Source organism: Chthoniobacterales bacterium (genome assembly GCA_018883245.1).
Taxonomy (GTDB): Bacteria; Verrucomicrobiota; Verrucomicrobiia; order Chthoniobacterales; family JACTMZ01; genus JACTMZ01.
In genome coordinates, this window is sequence record VEQL01000016.1 from 38,688 (window position 1) to 57,318 (window position 18,631).

The window sequence follows — 18,631 nt, forward strand, 5'->3', positions numbered from 1 at the left end:
GGTTATGCAGATAGAAAATGGATATAGTGCGGCGACTCGGGACTAATGCACCGACTCAGCAAAAGAGCCGTCCCGCGGACTTATTTCTGGCGGAATCCTTTGGCCGACATGCTTGGCTTTTTCAAATCTTTGGGCAACCCAAGAGGGTCGACGATTTCTTCCTGGTCCGAATCATCTTCCGGCCGCAACAACTGGCCGGCGGCGTCCATCAGGCGCGCCGTGACAAATATGATCAGATTTTTTTTGATCTTTTGATCGACCTCGGACCGAAACGCAACGCCGGCCAAAGGAATGTCGCCGAGGATAGGCACCTTGTCGTTCACTTTTTGAACGTCTTCGCGAATTAAGCCGCCCAAGGCCACCGTCTGGCCGTCCCAGATGCTCACGTTGGTGGTCACTTTGCGAACGCTGAAGATCGGCTGGTTGATGACATTTTCAGTCATCAGCGAGCGATCAACAGCAAAGAGATTCCTCAACACCGGAAGACCCGGGACGGTATTGTCAATCACTTGGCCAATGACCCTGTTTCTAACCATGTAGATCGGAGATCCGTAGTTCACAAAGCCGTCAAAGTCGACTACTTGGGGACTCAAGTTGAGATCGATGGTATAGCCATCGGGGCCGACCTGTGGCGTGACTTCCAGGATCACGCCAAGCTCCCGCGTCGTCATTGTCTCGGGAAAAGCTGGAGTCACGATCGGATCCGCCTGTGCTTGGCCAACAATTGCATTGTTATTATTGTTCCCGACCTGGTTGGGGACATCGGGCGGTGTGAAAGTTTCCGGGTAGGGGAATTCGCGTGTGATTTGGATCCGCGCCTTCTGCTGGCTTTTGGTCGTGACCTTGGGTGCAGCCATAAGATCCACGCCCTTCTTCTGGTTGAGCGCACGGATCACCATCTGGAACTGGGGATTGGTGAAAACACCCGATATCGAAAAAATGCCCGGCGCCGGTGCGGTTAAGTTGCGGCCGGAGATACTTTGTGAAAGGAGGGCGTCGATCGAGTTCGCGCTTACTGCGCTCCCGGGACTCAGACCCGTGCCGGACCGGATACCGCTGGTGACGCTGTCTGTGCCAATCGGGGTGCCAGTGGCCGGATTGACAAACGGCCACGTTCCGGTGGGGTCGTTGATCGTGGTGCCGCCGCTCCCGAACACGGCGTCTGAGCCGGGAATGCTGAAGGGACCAAGAGCCCAATCGAAGCCGAGTTCTTTCAAATTATTCTGGGACACCTCGACAAACTTCGACTCGATCTCGACTTGGGTCGGTTGTTCGGCCATGGCGGCATCGACGAGAGATTCGATGAGATCCAGATTCGGCGCGGTATTTCGCACCACCAGCCGGCTGCTTCCCGCTATGAAGTTTGCACTCGCGCCGGGCGGAAACTCCACACCTTGAGACTCGAGGAACTGCCGGGCACTTTGGCGCGCAGAGAGACGGGAAGCTCCGGTGACGGGAACATCGCTGCGGCCCGGGGCTGCGGCTTGCTCCTCGGCGGTGGCAGTGAGCGCGTTACTCGGAATGAAACCGGGCGGAACTTTGAACTCCCTTTGCTCGAGGGTATCAGTTGGTTCAGACAGGGGCACGATAGAGACAGCGAAAGGCTCCACTTTCACTTTGAGGCCGGCCAAGGTCGCAACGTAGCGCAGCGCTTCATAGAGCGGAACGTTGCTGAGGCTGAGGTTGATCCTGCCGTCGCCGGCAGGTGCAGGGGGTGCCGCTGCTTCCTCTCCCTCCGCCCCTGCCGCGGGCGTGGTGACTGGCGGCGTAGTCGGCAACTTCAGGACGATATTGACCCCGCGACGCTCGGCATCCGCTTCGCCCGTGTCGAGATCGCGGCTTCGTTGCTGCAGGAAGCCGATGGCCTGGCGGACAGTGGCATCTTTGAAGTCGATGCGGGGCACGATGATCCGGTTCAATTTGGCCAGCATCATTTCCGTGCCACGCTTCTCCTCCTGCAGCGCCGTGGAGTCGGTGGTGCGCGCCTCCACGAACTTGCGCCTGGGGCGCTCCCAGGCTTTGTCAACTTCCCACAGCATGCGTGAGCGGGTGTCGTTGTAAGCGCTGTCGTAGTAGCGTTGCTTGCCGAGTTCAACTTGTTCCATTCCGCGCATCGCCGCGGCATTGTATTTGTCCGCGGAAAGCACCTGCTCATAACGCTTCAAAGCCATGTCATAGCGTCCGGAGTCGTAAAAGCCGTTGGCTTCAATGAGCAATTGTTCGACCTTTGAACGGTCCTCGGCAAACTCGGGTGTGATCGTTTTGTTGAAGTAGTCCGGTTGTTCGAGGCGCGAAAGGAACAGCGCAGCTGGCCGGTAGTCCGGGTTATACGCCGGCTCGAGCACCTCGCGCGCCACGGCTTCGGCTTTTGCATATTCCCCCTGACTGACGAGATATTCCGCATAGCGAACGGCGGTAGAGCAAAAGCGGGAGAGGGCGCGGGCGTGCAGGCCCTTGGTTGGATCGCCATCGGCTGCAAGGTTGACTGCCTCCTTGTATGCAAGGTAGGCGCCTTCGACATTGCCGGCCTTGAGCTTGGCATCTCCCTCGCGGAGCTTTTCTTCCGAGAGGACGGCGTTTTCCTGCCGGCGAATAATTTCCCGTTCGGCGCCGGCCTCGAGCCCGCCGGAATAAGATTCTGCTCCGGTTCCTGCCAAGGAAGTTATCGGGCCCGCTGCAATCAACACGGCGGACAACGAGATGGCTAAGCGCAGCGTGGTCATTTCAAGTAAGGGGCCTGTTCGACAGGCGGCAGCGGAGCCGTGGAATCGAGCGGGATTTCTTCATCCGTGAGGGCGGCGTCCTTGGCCGCGGCAAGCGGCTGGCCAGCCGGATCCATCAAAGTGGCCGTGACGAAAATGATGAGATTGCGCTTGATGTGCTGGTCGGCTTGCGAGCGGAAAAGCGCACCAGCCATCGGGATGTCGCCGAGGAGAGGCGTTTTGTCGTTCACTTTTTGGATGTCTTCGCGGATCAAGCCGCCGAGAACAACGGTCTGGCCGTCATAAATGCTCACCGAGGTTTCAACCTTGCGCGTTGAAAAGACAGGATACTTGATCTCGTTTTCCGTGAGCACCGCTCCTTGGCTGAGAATGGGTGAACCGTAATTCACGAAGCCGTCGAATTCGGTTATTTCAGGAAGCAGGCGCAGGTCGATGGTGTAGTTGTCCGCACCAACGTTCGGCTGGACCTCCAGCCGAACTCCTGTGGGTTTCATGGTGAATTCGGTCGGGGTGGCCGGCGACACAGGCTGGGGGCCGGAATTCTGATCCTGCGGAACCTCCGGAGGAGTGTAAAGCGAGGGATAGCGAAACTCGCGGACAATCTCGATGTTGGCGGACAGTCCGCTCTTGGTCGTAACCTTCGGCGCGGATAGAACATCCACACCTTTCTTTTGGTTGAGTGCGCGCAGAACAACCTGAAACTGAGGGTTGGTAAACACACCGGCCAGAGAAAGAACGCCGGCGGCTGGCCCTACGGGAGAGCCGAAGAGGAGCGCATCCAGAGCACTGGCGGAAATGGCTGCTTGTCCGGTGCGGTTGCCTGCGGTCAAGGGATTTTGCCCGACTGGCGTGCCTCCCGGGTTCAAAAAGGGGTAATACGGCGCGGCTCCCGGAGTGCTGGGATCGACGGTGTTGAACTGGTTGCCCGTGGTGCCGCCGCCGGCAAAAATGCCGGAGCCGCCGGGTAAAGCGAACTGCCCCAACAGCCAATCGAAGCCGAGTTCTTTGAGGTTATTTTGGGTGATCTCGACGAATTTGGATTCGATCTCGACCTGAGATGGGACCGTTCCCGCTGCGTTTTCGACGAGCGCATCGACGAGGTCCAGATTCTCTTGGGTGTTGCGCACGATGAGGCGACTGCTGCTGGCAAGGAAGTTCGCGCTGGCTCCGGCGGGAAACAGGACTCCCTGCGACTCCAGGAAAGCCTTCGCCGTGCTGCTGCCCGCAGTGCCTCCGGCGGTGTCAGCAGGTGCGCCGCTGCCCGACGGCATGCTGGTGAGAAAATCAGGCGGCACGCGGTATTCCTTTGTCAGGAGGGTGTCCGTCGGCTCGGAAAGCGGCACGATCAGCACCGCGTATGGCTCCACCTTTATTTTGAGGTTAGCCAAGCGTGTGATGTAATCGAGCGCTTCCCTTAGCGGGATGTTCGAGAGGTCGATGGTGATGGTCTGCGAAGCGGCTGCCGCGTCGAGTTTTAGCACAATATTGACGCCGCGATCCGCGGCATCAACAGCCCCGGTATCGAGGGAAGCCGATCGTTGCCGCAGATATTCGACAGCCTCGCGAACGGTAGCATCGGTGAAGTTGATCCTCGGCACTATAATTTCGTCGAGCTTGCGGTTAAGGGACTGCGTGCCTCGGGTTGTGAGGACGGGCTGCTCGATGACTGCGGCCGGCCCGAGATCCACCCGCTTGACCGGCGTTTCCCACGCCTTGTCCACTTGGGTGATCATGCCGGCGCGCGTTTCGCTGTAAGCAGTATCTGCGACGCGCATCTTGGCCACATTGACCTGTTCCATGCCGCGGCGCGCCGCGACGTTGTATCTGTCTAGACGCAGGACAGATTCGTAGCGCGCGGTTGCCTCGTCGAAGCGTCCTGAATCATAGAGGCCTTGGGCTTCGACGAGGAGCTGCTTGACCTCCTCGACCTTCGCCACCTGGCCGGGGGTTACCGTTTTGTTGAAATAGTCGGGAGCTTCGAGGCGGGCCAGCAACCGCTGGCCTGGTTTGTAGTTCGGATTGTATTCGAGGAGCTTTTGCGCGGTTTCTTTCGCATCTTCCCATCTTCCCTCGGCAATGCGCTGCTCGGCCAAGCCCATGCATGCTTTGGAGAATCCGTCCATTGCCGTGGTGCGCAGGTCGCGAACACGGGGAGCATCGGGAAGCGCATCCACCGCCGCTTTGTATTGAGCGTAGGCCGTCTCGTAGTCGCGCTCCATCAGCGCCACGGAGCCCCTCTGCATGGCTTGGGGTGCATAGTCCTCCGCAAGCTTCATGCGCTTGGCAATTTCCAATTCTGCCTGGGCCTCGACACCGGATGCAGGGGCCGGGCCCGACGTGCCGCCTGCATTCAACAACGCCGGCGAGGCAGTGAAAACCAGGATTGCACAGACGAAACGCTGCTTGAGTGCACCCAGCCGCTGGTGGGATCGGGACTTGGTCACGGTGGTCATGGGGACGGCAGAGATTCCGGGGCTGGTGCTGTCTGGGCCGAAGCCGGTGGCACCGTATGACGCTCACCCGGAACAGATACGGACTCTATTACCGCCCCCGTGGCATCTGCGTCAATGAGTTTGTAGGAGTCACGACCGGGCGGCAGGGGAAATGTCTTGCCCTTTTCAACCCGAATATCTTCGCCTGTCACGGCATAGTTAAAAATTGCGTAGGAGTAGGGCGAGTCCACTTCCTTTTCGGCTGTCAGGACAATTTTGTCGCTAGTTCCAAGATCTTGAACCACAAGCTCGGAGACATCGATATCCGCCCCAATGCGGTTTTTGGTCATTTTTGGAATGGCCTCGATAATTTTCAGCTCTGTTCCTTTGATCTTATCTCCGATCTTGAGAAACTGGGTGGGCTCATTGGAGTCGGTGGGATTGGCGATGGCGAAGAGCGTGTCTGCCGGGAAGGATTTGGAGCCTTCCGGCAAATCCCAAGGCTTCGAGCTGGGCGCGCCCATAAATTTGATGCGGAAAGGTATCTTTTCGTAGGAAGCCAGACGGAGCTTGGACCAAAGAGGGGGTTTGGATTCAGGGTCACGCGGGTTGGATCCCGCCCGGAATTCCTCCTCGTTGGTGAAGGCATCAGCGTCGGCGTCCTTCATCATCAAATCGCGGTCGGCGTAATCCAATTCGTGCTGCAAAATCCATTCGTTTGGAACTCCCGGATAGAGCTGCGTGTTGCTTTCGAAAATATCGACCAATTCGCCATCGCGGAGCAGGTAAACGCGGCTGACAAACAGCGAGCCGTCGGCGGCATCCCAAGTAAATTCTCCCGGTTCGGCAAGCTTGGCGGACTCGGACTTGAGTGCGGCGAGCGACTCGTTCGGGGCGAAGGCCGCGCCCCTTCCGGCTTGGGCCGGAGAGACAAAAGTCGTGCGGCACTCCTGCATTCCGGTGACAGCGAAGAAGGCGGCACCAAGCAGGAACAGTGCGGCTAAAATCAACAGGAGGCGCTCGTAGTTGGCTTTCAGGTAGTCCATTGGTGCGTCTGCTATTTTGCTGTTGGCGCGGCAGCGCCGTTTCCGGAGAGCGAGGCCAAACGCAAAATCATGGAAATCTTTTCCTCGCCGAAGATCACCGGAATGCGAGCCTCGCCTTGGACTTGTCCCGCCACTCCCATGTCGGGTGCCGCGGGAGGCGGAGTTGCGGCGGATTGGCTTTTGGCCGGCGGGTCGGGCGTGGAATTGGCGATCTCGACAAGACGGACGAAGAGAATCGGCTTGGATGCCACGATTCGCGCAAACGCATCACGGCAGCGGCTCTGGTCGCCGGTGAAAGCGATGTCGAAAGGCGCAAGGGACATGACCGTGGAGGTTTCGCTTTGCTTTTTGTCGCCGTGCTTTTGGTCTGCGGTCTCCACGGGCAGGGGACGTCTGCTGACTTGGGTGACGGATTCGACTTTGGCAGCCAAGAGCTGGTTCACTGCGGAGGCGACGGCAAGAAGTTGCTGACCGAGCAAAGGAGCTGCTTCAACGCTCGGCAGCTCGGTTTGGTATTTGTCAAACCCCAGGTAAAAGTCCTCCGGCAGCTTGCTGCCGGCTTTTTCCGCCGCCGCCGTGATCTCGCCCACCGCTTTGTTGAGCCGGTCTTGGAACTCCTGCGGATCGATGTCTGCCTCGACAACTCCGGAATCCTTGGCCATGACCGAGGACAATGACGCGAGTGTGGTCTCGACGTCTTTCAGCTCGGCTTCCAGTTTGTCCAAATTCTCCTTGTTCGGAAACGGCTTGCCGCTCTGCAAGCGTGCCAAGATGGACGTGTTTTCGGCGTAGGCTTCCGACGCCGCGACATAGGATGCGTGAAACGTATAGATCAGGTAGATTGCCGCGGCGGCCGCAATACCCGCGGTGATGGCGGCGGCGCTGAGTTTGGGATTTTGTCGGAACCAGTTCATCGCATCAAAGGGGGATCGGGCGCCGCAGCGGCACGAGCAGCTTGTAGCGGTAAGCCCAAGACTCACCGTCGGGAGTGGTGCGGAGCTTCACCACGTCCGCCTTGTTTTCCTCGGTCACCGCAAAGAGCTTGGAATCTTTGAGCGCATCCACGAAGGCATCAACCACGCCGGCCCCCTGAGGGTTGCCTGCCTCGATATAAAGGCCCTCGATACTCAAAGCCGTGACTGCCGCTGCCGTCTTGTCGGACGACTCCGCGGAGGCTGTCTGGTTTGGACGCTTGCCGCCATCCGGCAGCGCGAAGCCCGGAACGGCGGGTGATGGCTGGAGTTTTGTGATCCAAATGAACTTGGGTGGCTGGCGGCGGCTCAACTCGTTGAGGATTTCCGGCCATGCCGTGCGCATGAACGGGGCGGAAGCCAGATCGGAGGCATCTTTGAGCATCTTGTCCCTCTTCGCCTCAAGAGACTTGATACGGGCGGCTGTATCCTGCAGCGGGGCGATCTGCGACTGGATGGCCGCGTTGATCCCGGCGATGTGGGCTTCCGCGCCCCGGAAATAGAGGGCTAAGAGCGCCAAAGAGGCAAGGGCGAGCAAAACCGCGCCTGCGAAGAACGGCATTTTGCGGGCGGTCTTGCGCTCGGATTCGAGGGAAGGTGATTTCAGCGAGACTTCGATCGGGCACTCCGGCTTCATCGCTCGCAGAGCAAGACCGACGCATTCGCCCAGAAGGTGGGCTTTGCCGGAGAGGCCCAAAGTCTCCACGGTCTGCGCCACACCCACGCGTCTGAGCGGATTGAAAAACTCGATCGGCAGGGAAAGCTTCTCGTTGAAGAATTCTAGCGTGTAGGGAAGCGAAACCCCGCCACCCGCGAGAAAAACCCTCATCGGTGCGCCGCCTTTCTGGTTGGTGCGGTAATGAGTGATGGAACGCGTGATTTCGTTGTGGATGCGGGTCATCACGGTCCTTGCGATCTTTCCCATTTCCGTCACTTCTTCGCTCTTCGCCCCCGCGTAGTTGCCGGGCGGGGGTATAAGGCCCTCGCTTTTCTTCAATGCCTCGACGTCATGAAAAGTGTGTGACTCGAACTTCTTGTGCAAAGCTGCCGTGATCGAGTTCCCGCCGATCGGCAGGGTGCGCATGAAAATATCTTCGCCCTCCGCAAAGATCAGGTTTGTCGCGCGTGAACCGATGTCGATGAGCAGTGAGCAGCCCTGCGCCTCGGGGTAATTGTAGCGAAAGGCGTTGTAGAGTGCTGTCGGGGAAGGCTCGATGAGGGCAGGGGTAAGGCGCGCCCCTTTGAGAGCACCGACCGTGTCCTCCAACGCATCCACTTTGGTTGCGATGATCAGCGCGTGCATGCCGGCTTCGTCTTTATCCGGCAGCAATTGATAGGCCCACGCAACGTCTTCGATCGGGTAGGGCACGTTTTGCTGCGCCTCGAAAAACAGCATCTGGCCGATCTTCTCCGGCGCCACGCTGGGGATTTTCACGAATCTCGCGAAGACCCCCTGAGAGGGGATGGCGCAGTATACTTCGCCGTGATTCCAGCCTGTTTTTGCCTTGAGCTCACTCAGAGCGATGCGCAGCTGTCCAGGGCGGCTGTCATCAGCGGCAGGATCAGGCAGGAGGTCCGTCTGCGCGTAGGAAACAAGCGAGATACCATCGTTCGCCGCCTCGAAGACCGCCATGGTGACGGTCTGCATGCCAAGGTTCAGGGTGGCGACGCGGGACGGTGCTTTTGGCATATCAGCAGTCTTGGTAAGCGGGATCTGTAGCTGGCGGGGCCTTACATTCCAGCGGGACGGGCCTTGATCGCCTCGTAATAGTCCCACACAAGCGGAGCGAACGGCGTTTCGTTTTTGTTGAGCACATATCCTTGTGTGGTTGTCTGCTGCTCCCACCACTTGCCCTTGCCCTTCCAACTGGCCTCGGCCACGAGTTGGCCCTGTTGCGAGATGGTTACTCCCACATCGACGACGGCCGACGCGGCGGTCGAGGGGGCCCTGCCGCCAAAGAAGCGCTCAAGGGTGCGCGGGCTGACATACATCACGGAGTTGAGGCCTTTGGCTTGGGGAATCGCGACGTGAGTGACAGAACCGGAGAGAAGGGTTCCCTTGGGATTCTCGCGGTCTTTGTTGTTTAGCAGGATATAGTAATTGATCGTGATCTCATCGAGAAATTCGGGCTTTTTCTGGCGAGGCTGCCAATCGAAATTCACTTCAACGGCCAGAAAATCTTTGTTTTTGCTGACCTTCTTGCCGGTCGGGCCGAGGGAAAATTGGTAGTCCGGCGTGCTCACATATTCTGGGGTGATTTTGGCGATGGCGAAGTCGCCGCTCGGGGTCTGCTGGGCGCAAAGCGGCGTGGCCAGCATGATCGCGAGTGTCGGTAGGATGTGTCTTTTCATGGTGTTGTTCGATGTTGTTGGAGGATGTGTTGGTTCAGGCCGCCGGGACGCGGCCGCGGAAATAGTCGATGGTGCGGGCGATGCCCTCGTCGAACGCCACGGTCGGCCGCCAGCCCAGCTCGCGCTGGGCCCTTGTGATGTCGGGCTGACGCACCTTGGGGTCGTCAACCGGGAGAGGGCGGTAAACAATCTCGCTTTCCGGCGCTATGAGGTCGCGGATGCGCTCGGCAAACTCCTTGATCGTCATTTCGTGGGGATTGCCGATGTTCACAGGTTCGTGGAAGCCGCTCATCATGAGCCGGAAGATTCCGTCGATCAGATCCGAGACGAAGCAGAAACTTCTGGTCTGCGAGCCGTCGCCGAAGACAGTGATCGGCTGCCCGGCGAGCGCTTGGCCGATGAAAGCCGGAACGACGCGACCGTCGCGCAGACGCATGCGCGGCCCGTAGGTATTGAAGATTCGCACGATCTTAGTGTCCATCTTGTGGAAGCGATGGTAGGCCATGGTCATGGCCTCGGCGAATCGCTTGGCTTCGTCATAGACGCCGCGCGGGCCGATGGGATTGACGTTGCCCCAGTATTCCTCGCTCTGCGGATGGACAAGCGGATCGCCGTAGCATTCCGACGTCGAGGCCAGCAGAAAGGACGCTCCCTTTGCTCGCGCCAACCCCAAGGCGTTGTGTGTCCCCAAAGCCCCCACCTTCATGGTCTGGATCGGCAACTCGAGATAGTCGATCGGGCTGGCCGGCGAAGCCATATGGAAGATGTGATCGATCCTGCCGGGGATGTAGAGGTATTGCGTGACGTCCTGCTTGATGTAGCGGAAGTCGGGATTGCCCGCCAGGTGGGCTATGTTGTCGATGCTGCCGGTGATCAAGTTGTCGATGGCGATGACTTGATGTCCTTCGGCAAGCAGCCGGTCGCAGAGATGCGACCCGAGGAAGCCTGCGCCGCCCGTGACGAGGGAAACATGCTTGGAGGAAGATGACATGAATTGGAAAGACTACAGGACGGCCGGCAAATTTTCGAGAACTTAAGCGTCAGCGTGCACCGCGGCCCAAAAGAACCACGGGTATGGTCCGCAGCAGGATCTTCAGATCGAGCCAGAGCGACCAATTGTCTATGTATCGGACATCCAGCTTCACCCAGTCGTCAAAGTCCCGCACATCGTTGCGCCCGCTGACTTGCCAAAGGCACGTGAGGCCCGGCTTCATGCTCAATCGCCGCCGGTGCGCCGTGAGTTCGAAGTTGTCCACTTCGTAGATCGGCAGAGGACGCGGACCCACCAGGCTCATCTGGCCGAGGAGCACGTTGATCAGTTGCGGAAACTCATCAACGCTGGTTTTTCGCAACCAACGTCCGAATCTTGTCACGCGCGGATCGTCGGCAACCTTGAAGACGGGACCGCTCATCTGGTTGAGCGCCAGGAGTTCGTCACGCTGTGTTTCGGCACCCGGGTTCATCGACCGGAACTTGAACATGGTGAACGGGCGGCCGTAGCGCCCGGCGCGGGTTTGTTTGAAGATGACCGGGCCGGGGGAGGAGACCTTGATGATCGTCGCCACGACAACGAAAAACGGCATCAAAAGCACAAGGCCAAGCAACGCCCCGAGACGATCCATCGTGCTTTTGACCAAGAGAGCCCAGGAGAGGTCCGGCGTCCGTCGAAAGACCAGCATCGGGGTGGACCCAAGCGAGTCATAGGCGGGGCGGGCGATCGACGAGCGCACAAAGTCGGCGGCGAGCCATGCCTCGACCCCTTCCGTTTCACAGGCGGCGATTGCTTCCTGCAAACCCGGCGTGGCGTGGGATCCGAAACTCAGGATGACACGCCCGACGCTGTGGCGGTGTATGGCATCGACCAGCGATTGCACCGGTTCGGTGCCGAGATCGATCCGCTCGACGATGTTGAGTTCGAGTTTTTGCACCGGTGAGAGGCTTTCCACGAGTTCGCTCATCCGCTCCGGTTCCCCGGCCAGAATCACACTTTCGCCGTGCGCTCCTTTGCGCAGGCGGCGGAGTCGCAAGTGACGAAACGCAGCCTCCCGCAGCAACAGGCCGGGGGGTGCGATAAGAAGAAAAAGGACAAACGCCGACCGGCTGGGAATCGTGAGTTTCAGAAACACGACACAGGCACCGAGGATCAACCCCAACCAGACTCCCGCGTAGGTAATCTGCCGCAACGACCGCGCCGCGGATTTTTCCAAAGGATACTGATAAAATCCCTGCATCTCCAAAAGCAGAGGCCCGAAGAGGCCGACCACAATGAACATCCACACAAAAGCCTGGAGCGGCGGGATATCCGGGAGAACATCGAAGTCGATCATCTGGTAGTGGCGTAGGGCAAATCCGATATACAGAGCGCCTACCAAGATCGCCGCATCGGCAAGTTGGTTCAGTTGCAGCGAGAGTTCCTGTCTTCGCGAAATCATGTCGGGGTAAATTTCCGGCGAAATACGCATGGCGACAAACGCGCGGAATAGCTATATGAAAAGCACTTTTTCATGAAACGGAAGAAAAAGCCTGCGATGAGCCGTGCCCCGCTGGTGGTTGCGACGGTCCATACGCCGCGCGGGTTACGCCAAGCCGCGCGCTCCGTGCCCAAGGGCATCGATCTTGTGGAGATCCGGCTCGATTGCCTTGCGCGTCATTCGGAGATCGTCTCGGAATTTGGGCCGCTCATCCGCTGTCCGCTCCTCTTCACGGCGCGGCATCCTCGGGAGGGCGGCGCCTCCGGAGTGCCTGCCGGACACCGCCGCTTCGTGCTCGAACAGTTTCTTCCTTTGGCCTCCGCCGTAGATGTCGAACTGCGCTCTGTTCCGGACATGCGGGACACGACTTCCGCGGTCCGCAGGGCGGGCAAAACTCTCGTGCTCTCCTTCCATGATTTCGGCCGCACGCCTCCGCTTGCCGACCTGCGTGCAAAAGTGGCCTCCGCGCGACGAGCCGGTGCGGATGTTGTGAAAATCGCCTCGACCCTGCGCAGTGCCCGCGACCTGGCGACACTGCTTCTTCTTCAAACTTCGCACCCGCAGATTGGCCTGGCGACGATGGGCATGGGGCCTCTCGGCCGCGTTTCACGCCTTGTGCTCGCGGCAGCCGGGTCGCACCTCAATTACGGTTACCTCGACCGGGCACAAGTGGAGGGACAGTGGGAGGCTCCTGTGCTTGCTGCGAGGCTCGGCGAGGTGCTGCCTTGAAAGACTGGATCCAGCGTATCGTCACGGGTTCTGCCCTTCGCGACGATGAGACGGCCGGCGTCGTGGCGGATTTGGTTTCCTCGCGCCACAGCGACGAGGCAAAAGCGGATTTTCTCGAGGCTCTCCACCGGCGCGGCGAAACCCCGGATGAAATCCTCGGCTTCGCCCGGGGATTCCTGCGCGAGGCAAAGCCGTTTGAAGCGCCGGCTGATATCGGCCCGCTGCTGGAGGTTTGCGGCACCGGTGGAGACCGCTTGGGCCTTTTCAATGTCTCGACCGCCGTGATGTTTGTCGCCGCCGGCGCAGGCGCAAAGGTCGTCAAGCACGGGAACCGCGGCGCGACCTCCAAGAGCGGCGGAGCCGACGTGCTGGAGGCACTCGGACTGCCACTGGACTTTGAAACAAAACAGCTGCAAAAAATGCTGGAGGAAGCCGGCGCCACATTTCTCTTTGCCCCGAGTTTTCACCCGGCATTCCGAGCAGTGGCACCGGCGCGCAAAATCCTCTCCGCGCGCGGAAGCGCGAGCGTTTTCAATATTCTCGGACCTCTGCTCAACCCCGCCCAACCCGAACTCCAGCTTTCCGGTGTTTTTGCCGCGCAACTCACCGACATCTACGCGAATGTTCTTCGCGGTCTCGGCCGGACCAAGGCATGGGTAGTCCACGGGCGGGCGGGCGATCATGGCGTAATGGACGAAGTGTCGACCCTCGGGCCGACGATGGTGGTGGAGATCTCTTCCGAAGACTCCCGCAGATTCACTTTGGATCCCGCGGAAATGGGTGTTCGCCAGGGGAAACTTGCCGATTTGCAAGGAGGAGATGCGGCGGAAAACGCGCGCATCATGACGTTGTTGCTGTCCGGCGAGATGCGCGGCGCTGCCCGTGACCTGGTGCTGGTCAACACCGCGGCCGCGCTTTTGGTTGCCGGCATTGCGACCTCTTGGGGCGAGGGGATGTCGCGCGCGGCCGAATCGATCGACTCCGGCGCGGCCGCAAAGGTTCTGCAAAAAATGCTGCGCTTTGCGCGAAGCCGTTAATTCTCCGCCGCCTTGGCGCCCATGACTTTGGTCCAGATCGGCAAAGCGAGGGTCGCGCCGTAGCCGCGATCGACAATGGTTTTGGGCTGATCGAATCCGACCCAGACCCCGCATGTCGTGTCCCGGTCGAATCCGATGAACCACGCATCGCGGTAGTCGTTCGTCGTGCCCGTCTTGCCCGCCGCCGAGCCGTCATTTTTGTATCCCAGTGCGGCCGCCACGGCACCGGTCCCGCGGGTCATCGCCTCGCGCAGCACCCCGACAGTTGTCCTCGCAGGACCAGCCGTCAGAATCCTGCCCAGCGTGCCGCGATGACGATAAAGCACGCGGCCTTGCGCATCCTCTACTCGCTCGAGCAAGTAAGGCGACGGCGCGACACCGTCGTTAGCCAGTGCGGCATAAGCGACTGTCAAGGCGCGCAGAGTGCTGGTGAAAGATCCGAGGAAGATCGAAGGAAAACGCGGCAGGTCCGCGGCCAGCTCCGCGGCCATAAGGCATTCCCGCACCCGGTCTATTCCCGCCATCATGCCCACGCGAACGCTCATCGTGTTGCGCGAAAGCACCAGCCCGTCCTTTGCCGGCAGCATGCCCCGGTAAGTGTCATCGCTGTTGCCCGGATCATAATTGCCGAACGATTTCGGCAATTCTCCCGGCGAAAGGCGGTTGTCGCTCACCGGCGAGTCGGGGCTCAGGCCTCCGGCAAAAGCCACAGCGTAAACAAAAGGCTTCACCGCGGACCCGACCTGCCGTTCCGCAAAATACGCACGGTTGTATTTGCTCGCCGCGTAGTCGCGTCCGCCGACCAAAACCCGCACGCCGCCGCTGCGATTGTCGATCGCCATGGCCGCCGCCTGCAAGTAAGGCGTTCCTTCGCGGCTTTGCGGGTCCACACTGGCGACGTCGGCCTTGCGCGGGTGCGGATAGCCGGACCTTTCCTCCACGGAATGCAACTGTTCCTCCACTGCTGCCACAGCGGCCTTTTGCATCGCACCATCCAGCGTGGTGTAAATTTTCAAGCCGGCGGAATCGATCACGTCCTGCGGCAGGATCTTCTCGAGTTCGCGCGAGATCAGTTCCATCGCCCAGTCCTCCTGCGGCGGCGGCGGCCGCTCCGCGGCCAGAAGCAATGGTTCGGCTTGCGCCTCGAAACGCTCACCGGGAGAGATGAACCCTTGGTCTTCCATTTGCTGCAAAGTAAGATTTCTCTGGGCGAGAGCACCGTCGGGATCGCGGAACGGTGACAGGCGGTTCGGGCTGCGTATCAGCCCCGCGAGCAAAGCCGCCTCGGACAGCGTTATTTCCAACGCGGGCTTGTGAAAATAGGCTTGGCTCGCCGTTTCGACTCCGAAGAGACCCGACCCGAAGTAGATCCGGTTCATGTAGTGGGTGAGTATTTCGTCCTTGGTCAAAACGGCCTCCATCCGCAAGGCGAGAAATGCCTCGAGAATTTTTCGATGGATGGTCTGGCCGCCGAGCGGGAAACTGTTGCGCGCCAGTTGCTGCGTTAGGGTGCTTCCGCCTTGGCGAACGCCACCCGCGGCCAAGTTCCTCGCCGCGGCACGCAAGATCCCGACGGGATCAATGCCGAAGTGGTCCATGAACCGCGAGTCTTCGCGTGCAATAACCGCGCGGACAAACCACGGACTGACGGCGGACAGTGGAACAGTTCGCCGATTTTCCCCCGATAACCGCGTGTAGACCTGCCCGCGGCAATCAAGCACAAGCGAACTTTCGGGAATGCGCCCGACCATTTGCATATCGAACGTCCACGCCCATGCGGCGTAGAACGCGGCCACCAATCCCCAAAGGAGGAAGCACGCCAAGATCAGACGCCCGAGTTTCCGCGTCCTCTGCCTGCGCGCGCGGCGGCGCCGACTCCGCAGCCTGAGGACGGCGGGTGTGCGCTCGGCGCGGAGGCGGCGGGGACGCTTGGCGGAGGGCATAGAGAAGCAGGAAAGCTAACAGCAAAGCCCGATGGTTCCCCGAAAAAATCGCTTCCATCGCGCCGGATTCGCGGCCACGTTTTCGCTTGCCATGACTTCCAACACCACTCGGAACTCGCCAGCCTGGACAATGTTCCAGGGAATCCTCCTCATCGTGCTCGGTGCGCTTGCCATCATCTTCCCGCTTGTCGCCAGCATTGCGGTGGAGCAACTGTTCGCCGCCCTGCTGCTCATTGCGGGCGGCTATGCCCTTGCCGCCGCCCTCGGCAGGAAGGAGTCGGGCTTCGCCCACCGCATGGTTTCCGCCCTGTGGGCCGTTCTCACGCTGGCCACAGGTCTGCTGCTGTTGTTCAAGATCGGAGCAGGCGTCCTTACGCTCACCATTTTGCTGGCTTCGTATTTTGCCGCGCAGGGCATAGTCACCATTATCTCCGCGTTCCGTTTCTCCGGGACTGGAACCATGTGGATGATGCTCTTGAGCGGGGTTGTTTCACTTGTTCTGTCGTGGATGATATTCAGCGGTTTCCCGGGCTCCGCTGTTTGGCTGCTCGGACTGCTCTTTGGTATCAACCTCATGTTCACCGGCGCCTTCTTCATCTCGATGTCGTCCGCCCTCAAGGCACAAGAAGCCTGATAGGCCGGTTGTTTCTGCAAAGACCCCGCGGAATTCCGCGGGGTCTTTTCATTTGTGCAGGGGCCAGACGAGCGGGATGAGGATTGCGGCCCCCACGAGGTAGAGAAGATTGAGCGGCAACCCGATCCGCAGAAAGTCGGTGAACTTGTATCCTCCCGCTGAATAAACAAAAGTGTTCGTCTGGTAGCCGATCGGCGTGGCGAAGCCGGCGCTGGATCCCAAGATGATCGCCACAGCGAAAGGACGGACGTCGAGACCGAGCTGGGTGGCGATACCAAGCGCTATCGGCATCATGAGAACAACCGTCGCGTTGTTCGAAAGCACTTCCGTGATTATGACAGTCAGCAGGTAAATGGCAGCCAGCATGGCCACGGGCTTCCAAGCATCGCTGAACCACCCGGCTGACGTTTGCACCATGCCCTCCGCGATGTAGCGCGCAGCGCCGGTCGACTCCATGGCAACTCCGAGAGCCAGTGTCGTGTAGATAAGAAACATCAGCGGCCAATCAACCGACCCGTATGCCTCCCGGGGCTTGATAGCGCCCGCGACCATCAGCAGCACACATCCGGCGATGGCGGCGACTTCAATCGGAAGCCATTCGAAGGCGGAAACAACAATCACCGCAGCGAGTGTCGTGAAGACCAACGGGGCGCTCGCCTTCTGCGCGGACGTGGGGACACGCGTCCGGTCAAGCAGAAGCAGGTCGCTGCTGCGGCGCAGTTGGTTGAGGCTGGGTTCGCTGCCCATCAACAGCAAAGTGTCGCCGGCCTGGAGCGGCACGGACTCGAAACCGCGGCTGAGATTGAGACCGCGACGGTGGACCGCCAGAACAACGAGACCGAAGCGCTGGCGGAAATTGATGTCGCGAAGGCTGCGCCCGGCGATTTCCGAGAGCGGGCCGACGATGGCCTCGGCCAAATGCGTCTCGTGCGCGGCAAGGAACTCGCCGGTCTTTCCGCTCTCTGCTTTCAAGTTCACCCCCTGCATGCCGAGAATCGAGGCAACGCTTTTCGGCGCACCCGCAATCACGAGGTGGTCGCCCTCTTCCAACCGCACGGTGTCCAATGGGTCGAAGACCGGTTCCCCTCGGCGCAACACTTCGATGATGCGCATGCCCGTGCGCGGGCCGAACCCCGCCTCGGCAAGGGTCTTGCCGATCACGGGCGATCGGGGATGCACGGTCGCCTCGACGGCGTATTCCGAAATGCCATCTTCGCCGCCGAGGTCTTCGGCGAGCATCCGTCGCACGGGCAGAAGCTTCGGCGCAGCCCACACCGTGTAAAGGGTGCCGATGATCGCCAATGGCAGTCCGACCGCTCCGATCTCGAACATGCCGAGCGGTTTCTGCCCGGCATCGGCAAGCAGGCCGCTGCCAAGGAGGTTGGTGCTGGTGCCGACAAGGGTGCAACAGCCGCCGAAAACCGCCGCATAGGAGAGGGGGATCAGAAAAATGGACGCCGGAACGCCGGCGCGCTTGGCGAGGTGGATCGCAACGGGCAAGCCGACAACCACGACAGGTGTGTTGTTGATGAAGGCCGACACAAAGCCCGCGGCGAGCATCATCAAGAGAAGCAAACCGCGCGGCCCCAAGTTGCCGACGCTCTCGAGTGCAACGAGCGCGCGACTGATCGCTCCGGTCCTTTCGAGGGCGTAGGTCAGGACGAACATCGCCGCAACCGTAAGGGGCGCCGGGTTGGCGAACACTTTCAACAAGCGTGCCGCATCAGGAAATGCGCTTCCGCCGGGCAACTGCGAAAGCAAAAGCAGGATCGCGAATACCGCGAGACCGGTGAGATCGAGCGGCCACTTCTCGCGCACGAATTGCACAAGCGCAAAGGCGACAAGTCCGAGCACAACTGCGATTTCCCAAGTCATTCCGGCGCAAAAATTGCCCGGCCGGCATCAGGGAGGCCAGTCCGAAAAAGGACCGCGGGCGGTTTTCCCCTTGCCGCTTCGCTCTTCCTGACTGACTTTGCCGCGCGTGAAATGGTCGTTTCAGGTTGCGCGAATCGCCGGCATCGACGTGAAGATTCACGCCACGTTTCTCCTTCTGCTCGCTTGGCTGGGCTTTGTTTACTACGCCGAGGGCGGCGTCGAGGCCGCGGTTGCGGGACTCTCCTTCATCGTCCTGCTGTTCGTATGCGTGGTGCTGCATGAATTCGGACACGCGCTCGCAGCCCGTGGCTACGGAATCCGCACGCCGGACATCACCCTCCTGCCGATCGGCGGGGTGGCCCGACTCGAACGGATGCCGGAAAAACCGTGGCAGGAATTGGTCGTTGCACTAGCGGGG

At 60.1% G+C, this 18,631-nt stretch carries 14 protein-coding genes; 4 read left to right on the top strand and 10 right to left on the bottom strand.

Annotated features, from left to right (window positions below; translation table 11 throughout):
- Positions 1-80: 80 nt before the first annotated feature.
- The 8 genes from FGM15_07370 to FGM15_07405 are packed head-to-tail and all read right to left on the bottom strand — an operon-like array spanning position 81 to position 11,956.
- Entirely contained in the window at positions 81-2,723 is a 2,643-nt protein-coding gene (locus FGM15_07370; protein ID MBU3665678.1) for a type II and III secretion system protein, read from the bottom strand.
- Positions 2,720-5,176 carry a tetratricopeptide repeat protein gene (locus FGM15_07375; GenBank protein MBU3665679.1) on the bottom strand — a complete coding sequence of 819 codons (2,457 nt, stop codon included), beginning with the start codon at positions 5,174-5,176 and terminating at the stop codon, positions 2,720-2,722. The genes FGM15_07370 and FGM15_07375 overlap by 4 nt, the downstream gene beginning before the upstream one ends.
- Positions 5,173-6,201, bottom strand: coding sequence for a hypothetical protein (locus FGM15_07380; GenBank protein ID MBU3665680.1), 1,029 nt, complete (start codon positions 6,199-6,201; stop codon positions 5,173-5,175). Before FGM15_07380 ends, FGM15_07375 begins: the two co-directional genes overlap by 4 nt.
- 11 nt (positions 6,202-6,212) lie before the next feature.
- Entirely contained in the window at positions 6,213-7,115 is a 903-nt protein-coding gene (locus tag FGM15_07385; protein ID MBU3665681.1) for a hypothetical protein, read from the bottom strand.
- Positions 7,116-7,119: 4 nt separating this feature from the next.
- On the bottom strand, positions 7,120-8,862 hold the full coding sequence (locus FGM15_07390; GenBank protein ID MBU3665682.1) for a hypothetical protein: 1,743 nt from the start codon (positions 8,860-8,862) through the stop codon (positions 7,120-7,122).
- Positions 8,863-8,903: 41 nt separating this feature from the next.
- Positions 8,904-9,524, bottom strand: a complete 621-nt coding sequence (locus FGM15_07395) for a hypothetical protein (protein MBU3665683.1) — start codon at positions 9,522-9,524, stop codon at positions 8,904-8,906.
- A gap of 34 nt (positions 9,525-9,558) precedes the next feature.
- The gene (locus tag FGM15_07400; protein MBU3665684.1) at positions 9,559-10,515 is read right to left on the bottom strand and encodes an SDR family oxidoreductase; all 957 of its coding nucleotides are present in this window, start codon (positions 10,513-10,515) and stop codon (positions 9,559-9,561) included.
- A 49-nt stretch (positions 10,516-10,564) separates the two neighbouring features.
- Positions 10,565-11,956: a sugar transferase gene (locus tag FGM15_07405; GenBank protein ID MBU3665685.1), complete on the bottom strand. Its 1,392-nt coding sequence runs from the start codon at positions 11,954-11,956 to the stop codon at positions 10,565-10,567.
- A gap of 72 nt (positions 11,957-12,028) precedes the next feature.
- On the opposite strand from FGM15_07405, the gene FGM15_07410 reads away from it, so the two are divergent.
- Positions 12,029-12,724: a type I 3-dehydroquinate dehydratase gene (locus tag FGM15_07410; GenBank protein ID MBU3665686.1), complete on the top strand. Its 696-nt coding sequence runs from the start codon at positions 12,029-12,031 to the stop codon at positions 12,722-12,724.
- Positions 12,676-13,761 carry an anthranilate phosphoribosyltransferase gene (gene trpD / locus FGM15_07415; protein MBU3665687.1) on the top strand — a complete coding sequence of 362 codons (1,086 nt, stop codon included), beginning with the start codon at positions 12,676-12,678 and terminating at the stop codon, positions 13,759-13,761. The genes FGM15_07410 and trpD overlap by 49 nt, the downstream gene beginning before the upstream one ends.
- Here trpD and FGM15_07420 read toward each other — a convergent pair.
- Positions 13,758-15,704: a hypothetical protein gene (locus tag FGM15_07420; GenBank protein MBU3665688.1), complete on the bottom strand. Its 1,947-nt coding sequence runs from the start codon at positions 15,702-15,704 to the stop codon at positions 13,758-13,760. The two genes, trpD and FGM15_07420, sit on opposite strands and share 4 nt — an antisense overlap.
- Positions 15,705-15,735: 31 nt before the next feature.
- Between FGM15_07420 and FGM15_07425 the strand changes: the two genes are divergently transcribed.
- Positions 15,736-16,338: an HdeD family acid-resistance protein gene (locus tag FGM15_07425; GenBank protein ID MBU3665689.1), complete on the top strand. Its 603-nt coding sequence runs from the start codon at positions 15,736-15,738 to the stop codon at positions 16,336-16,338.
- Between the two features lie 48 nt (positions 16,339-16,386).
- On the opposite strand, the gene FGM15_07430 is transcribed toward FGM15_07425, so the two are convergent.
- Positions 16,387-18,213 carry an SLC13 family permease gene (locus tag FGM15_07430; GenBank protein ID MBU3665690.1) on the bottom strand — a complete coding sequence of 609 codons (1,827 nt, stop codon included), beginning with the start codon at positions 18,211-18,213 and terminating at the stop codon, positions 16,387-16,389.
- A gap of 106 nt (positions 18,214-18,319) precedes the next feature.
- On the opposite strand from FGM15_07430, the gene FGM15_07435 reads away from it, so the two are divergent.
- On the top strand, positions 18,320-18,631 hold a 312-nt coding region (locus FGM15_07435), incomplete at its 3' end, for a site-2 protease family protein (protein MBU3665691.1).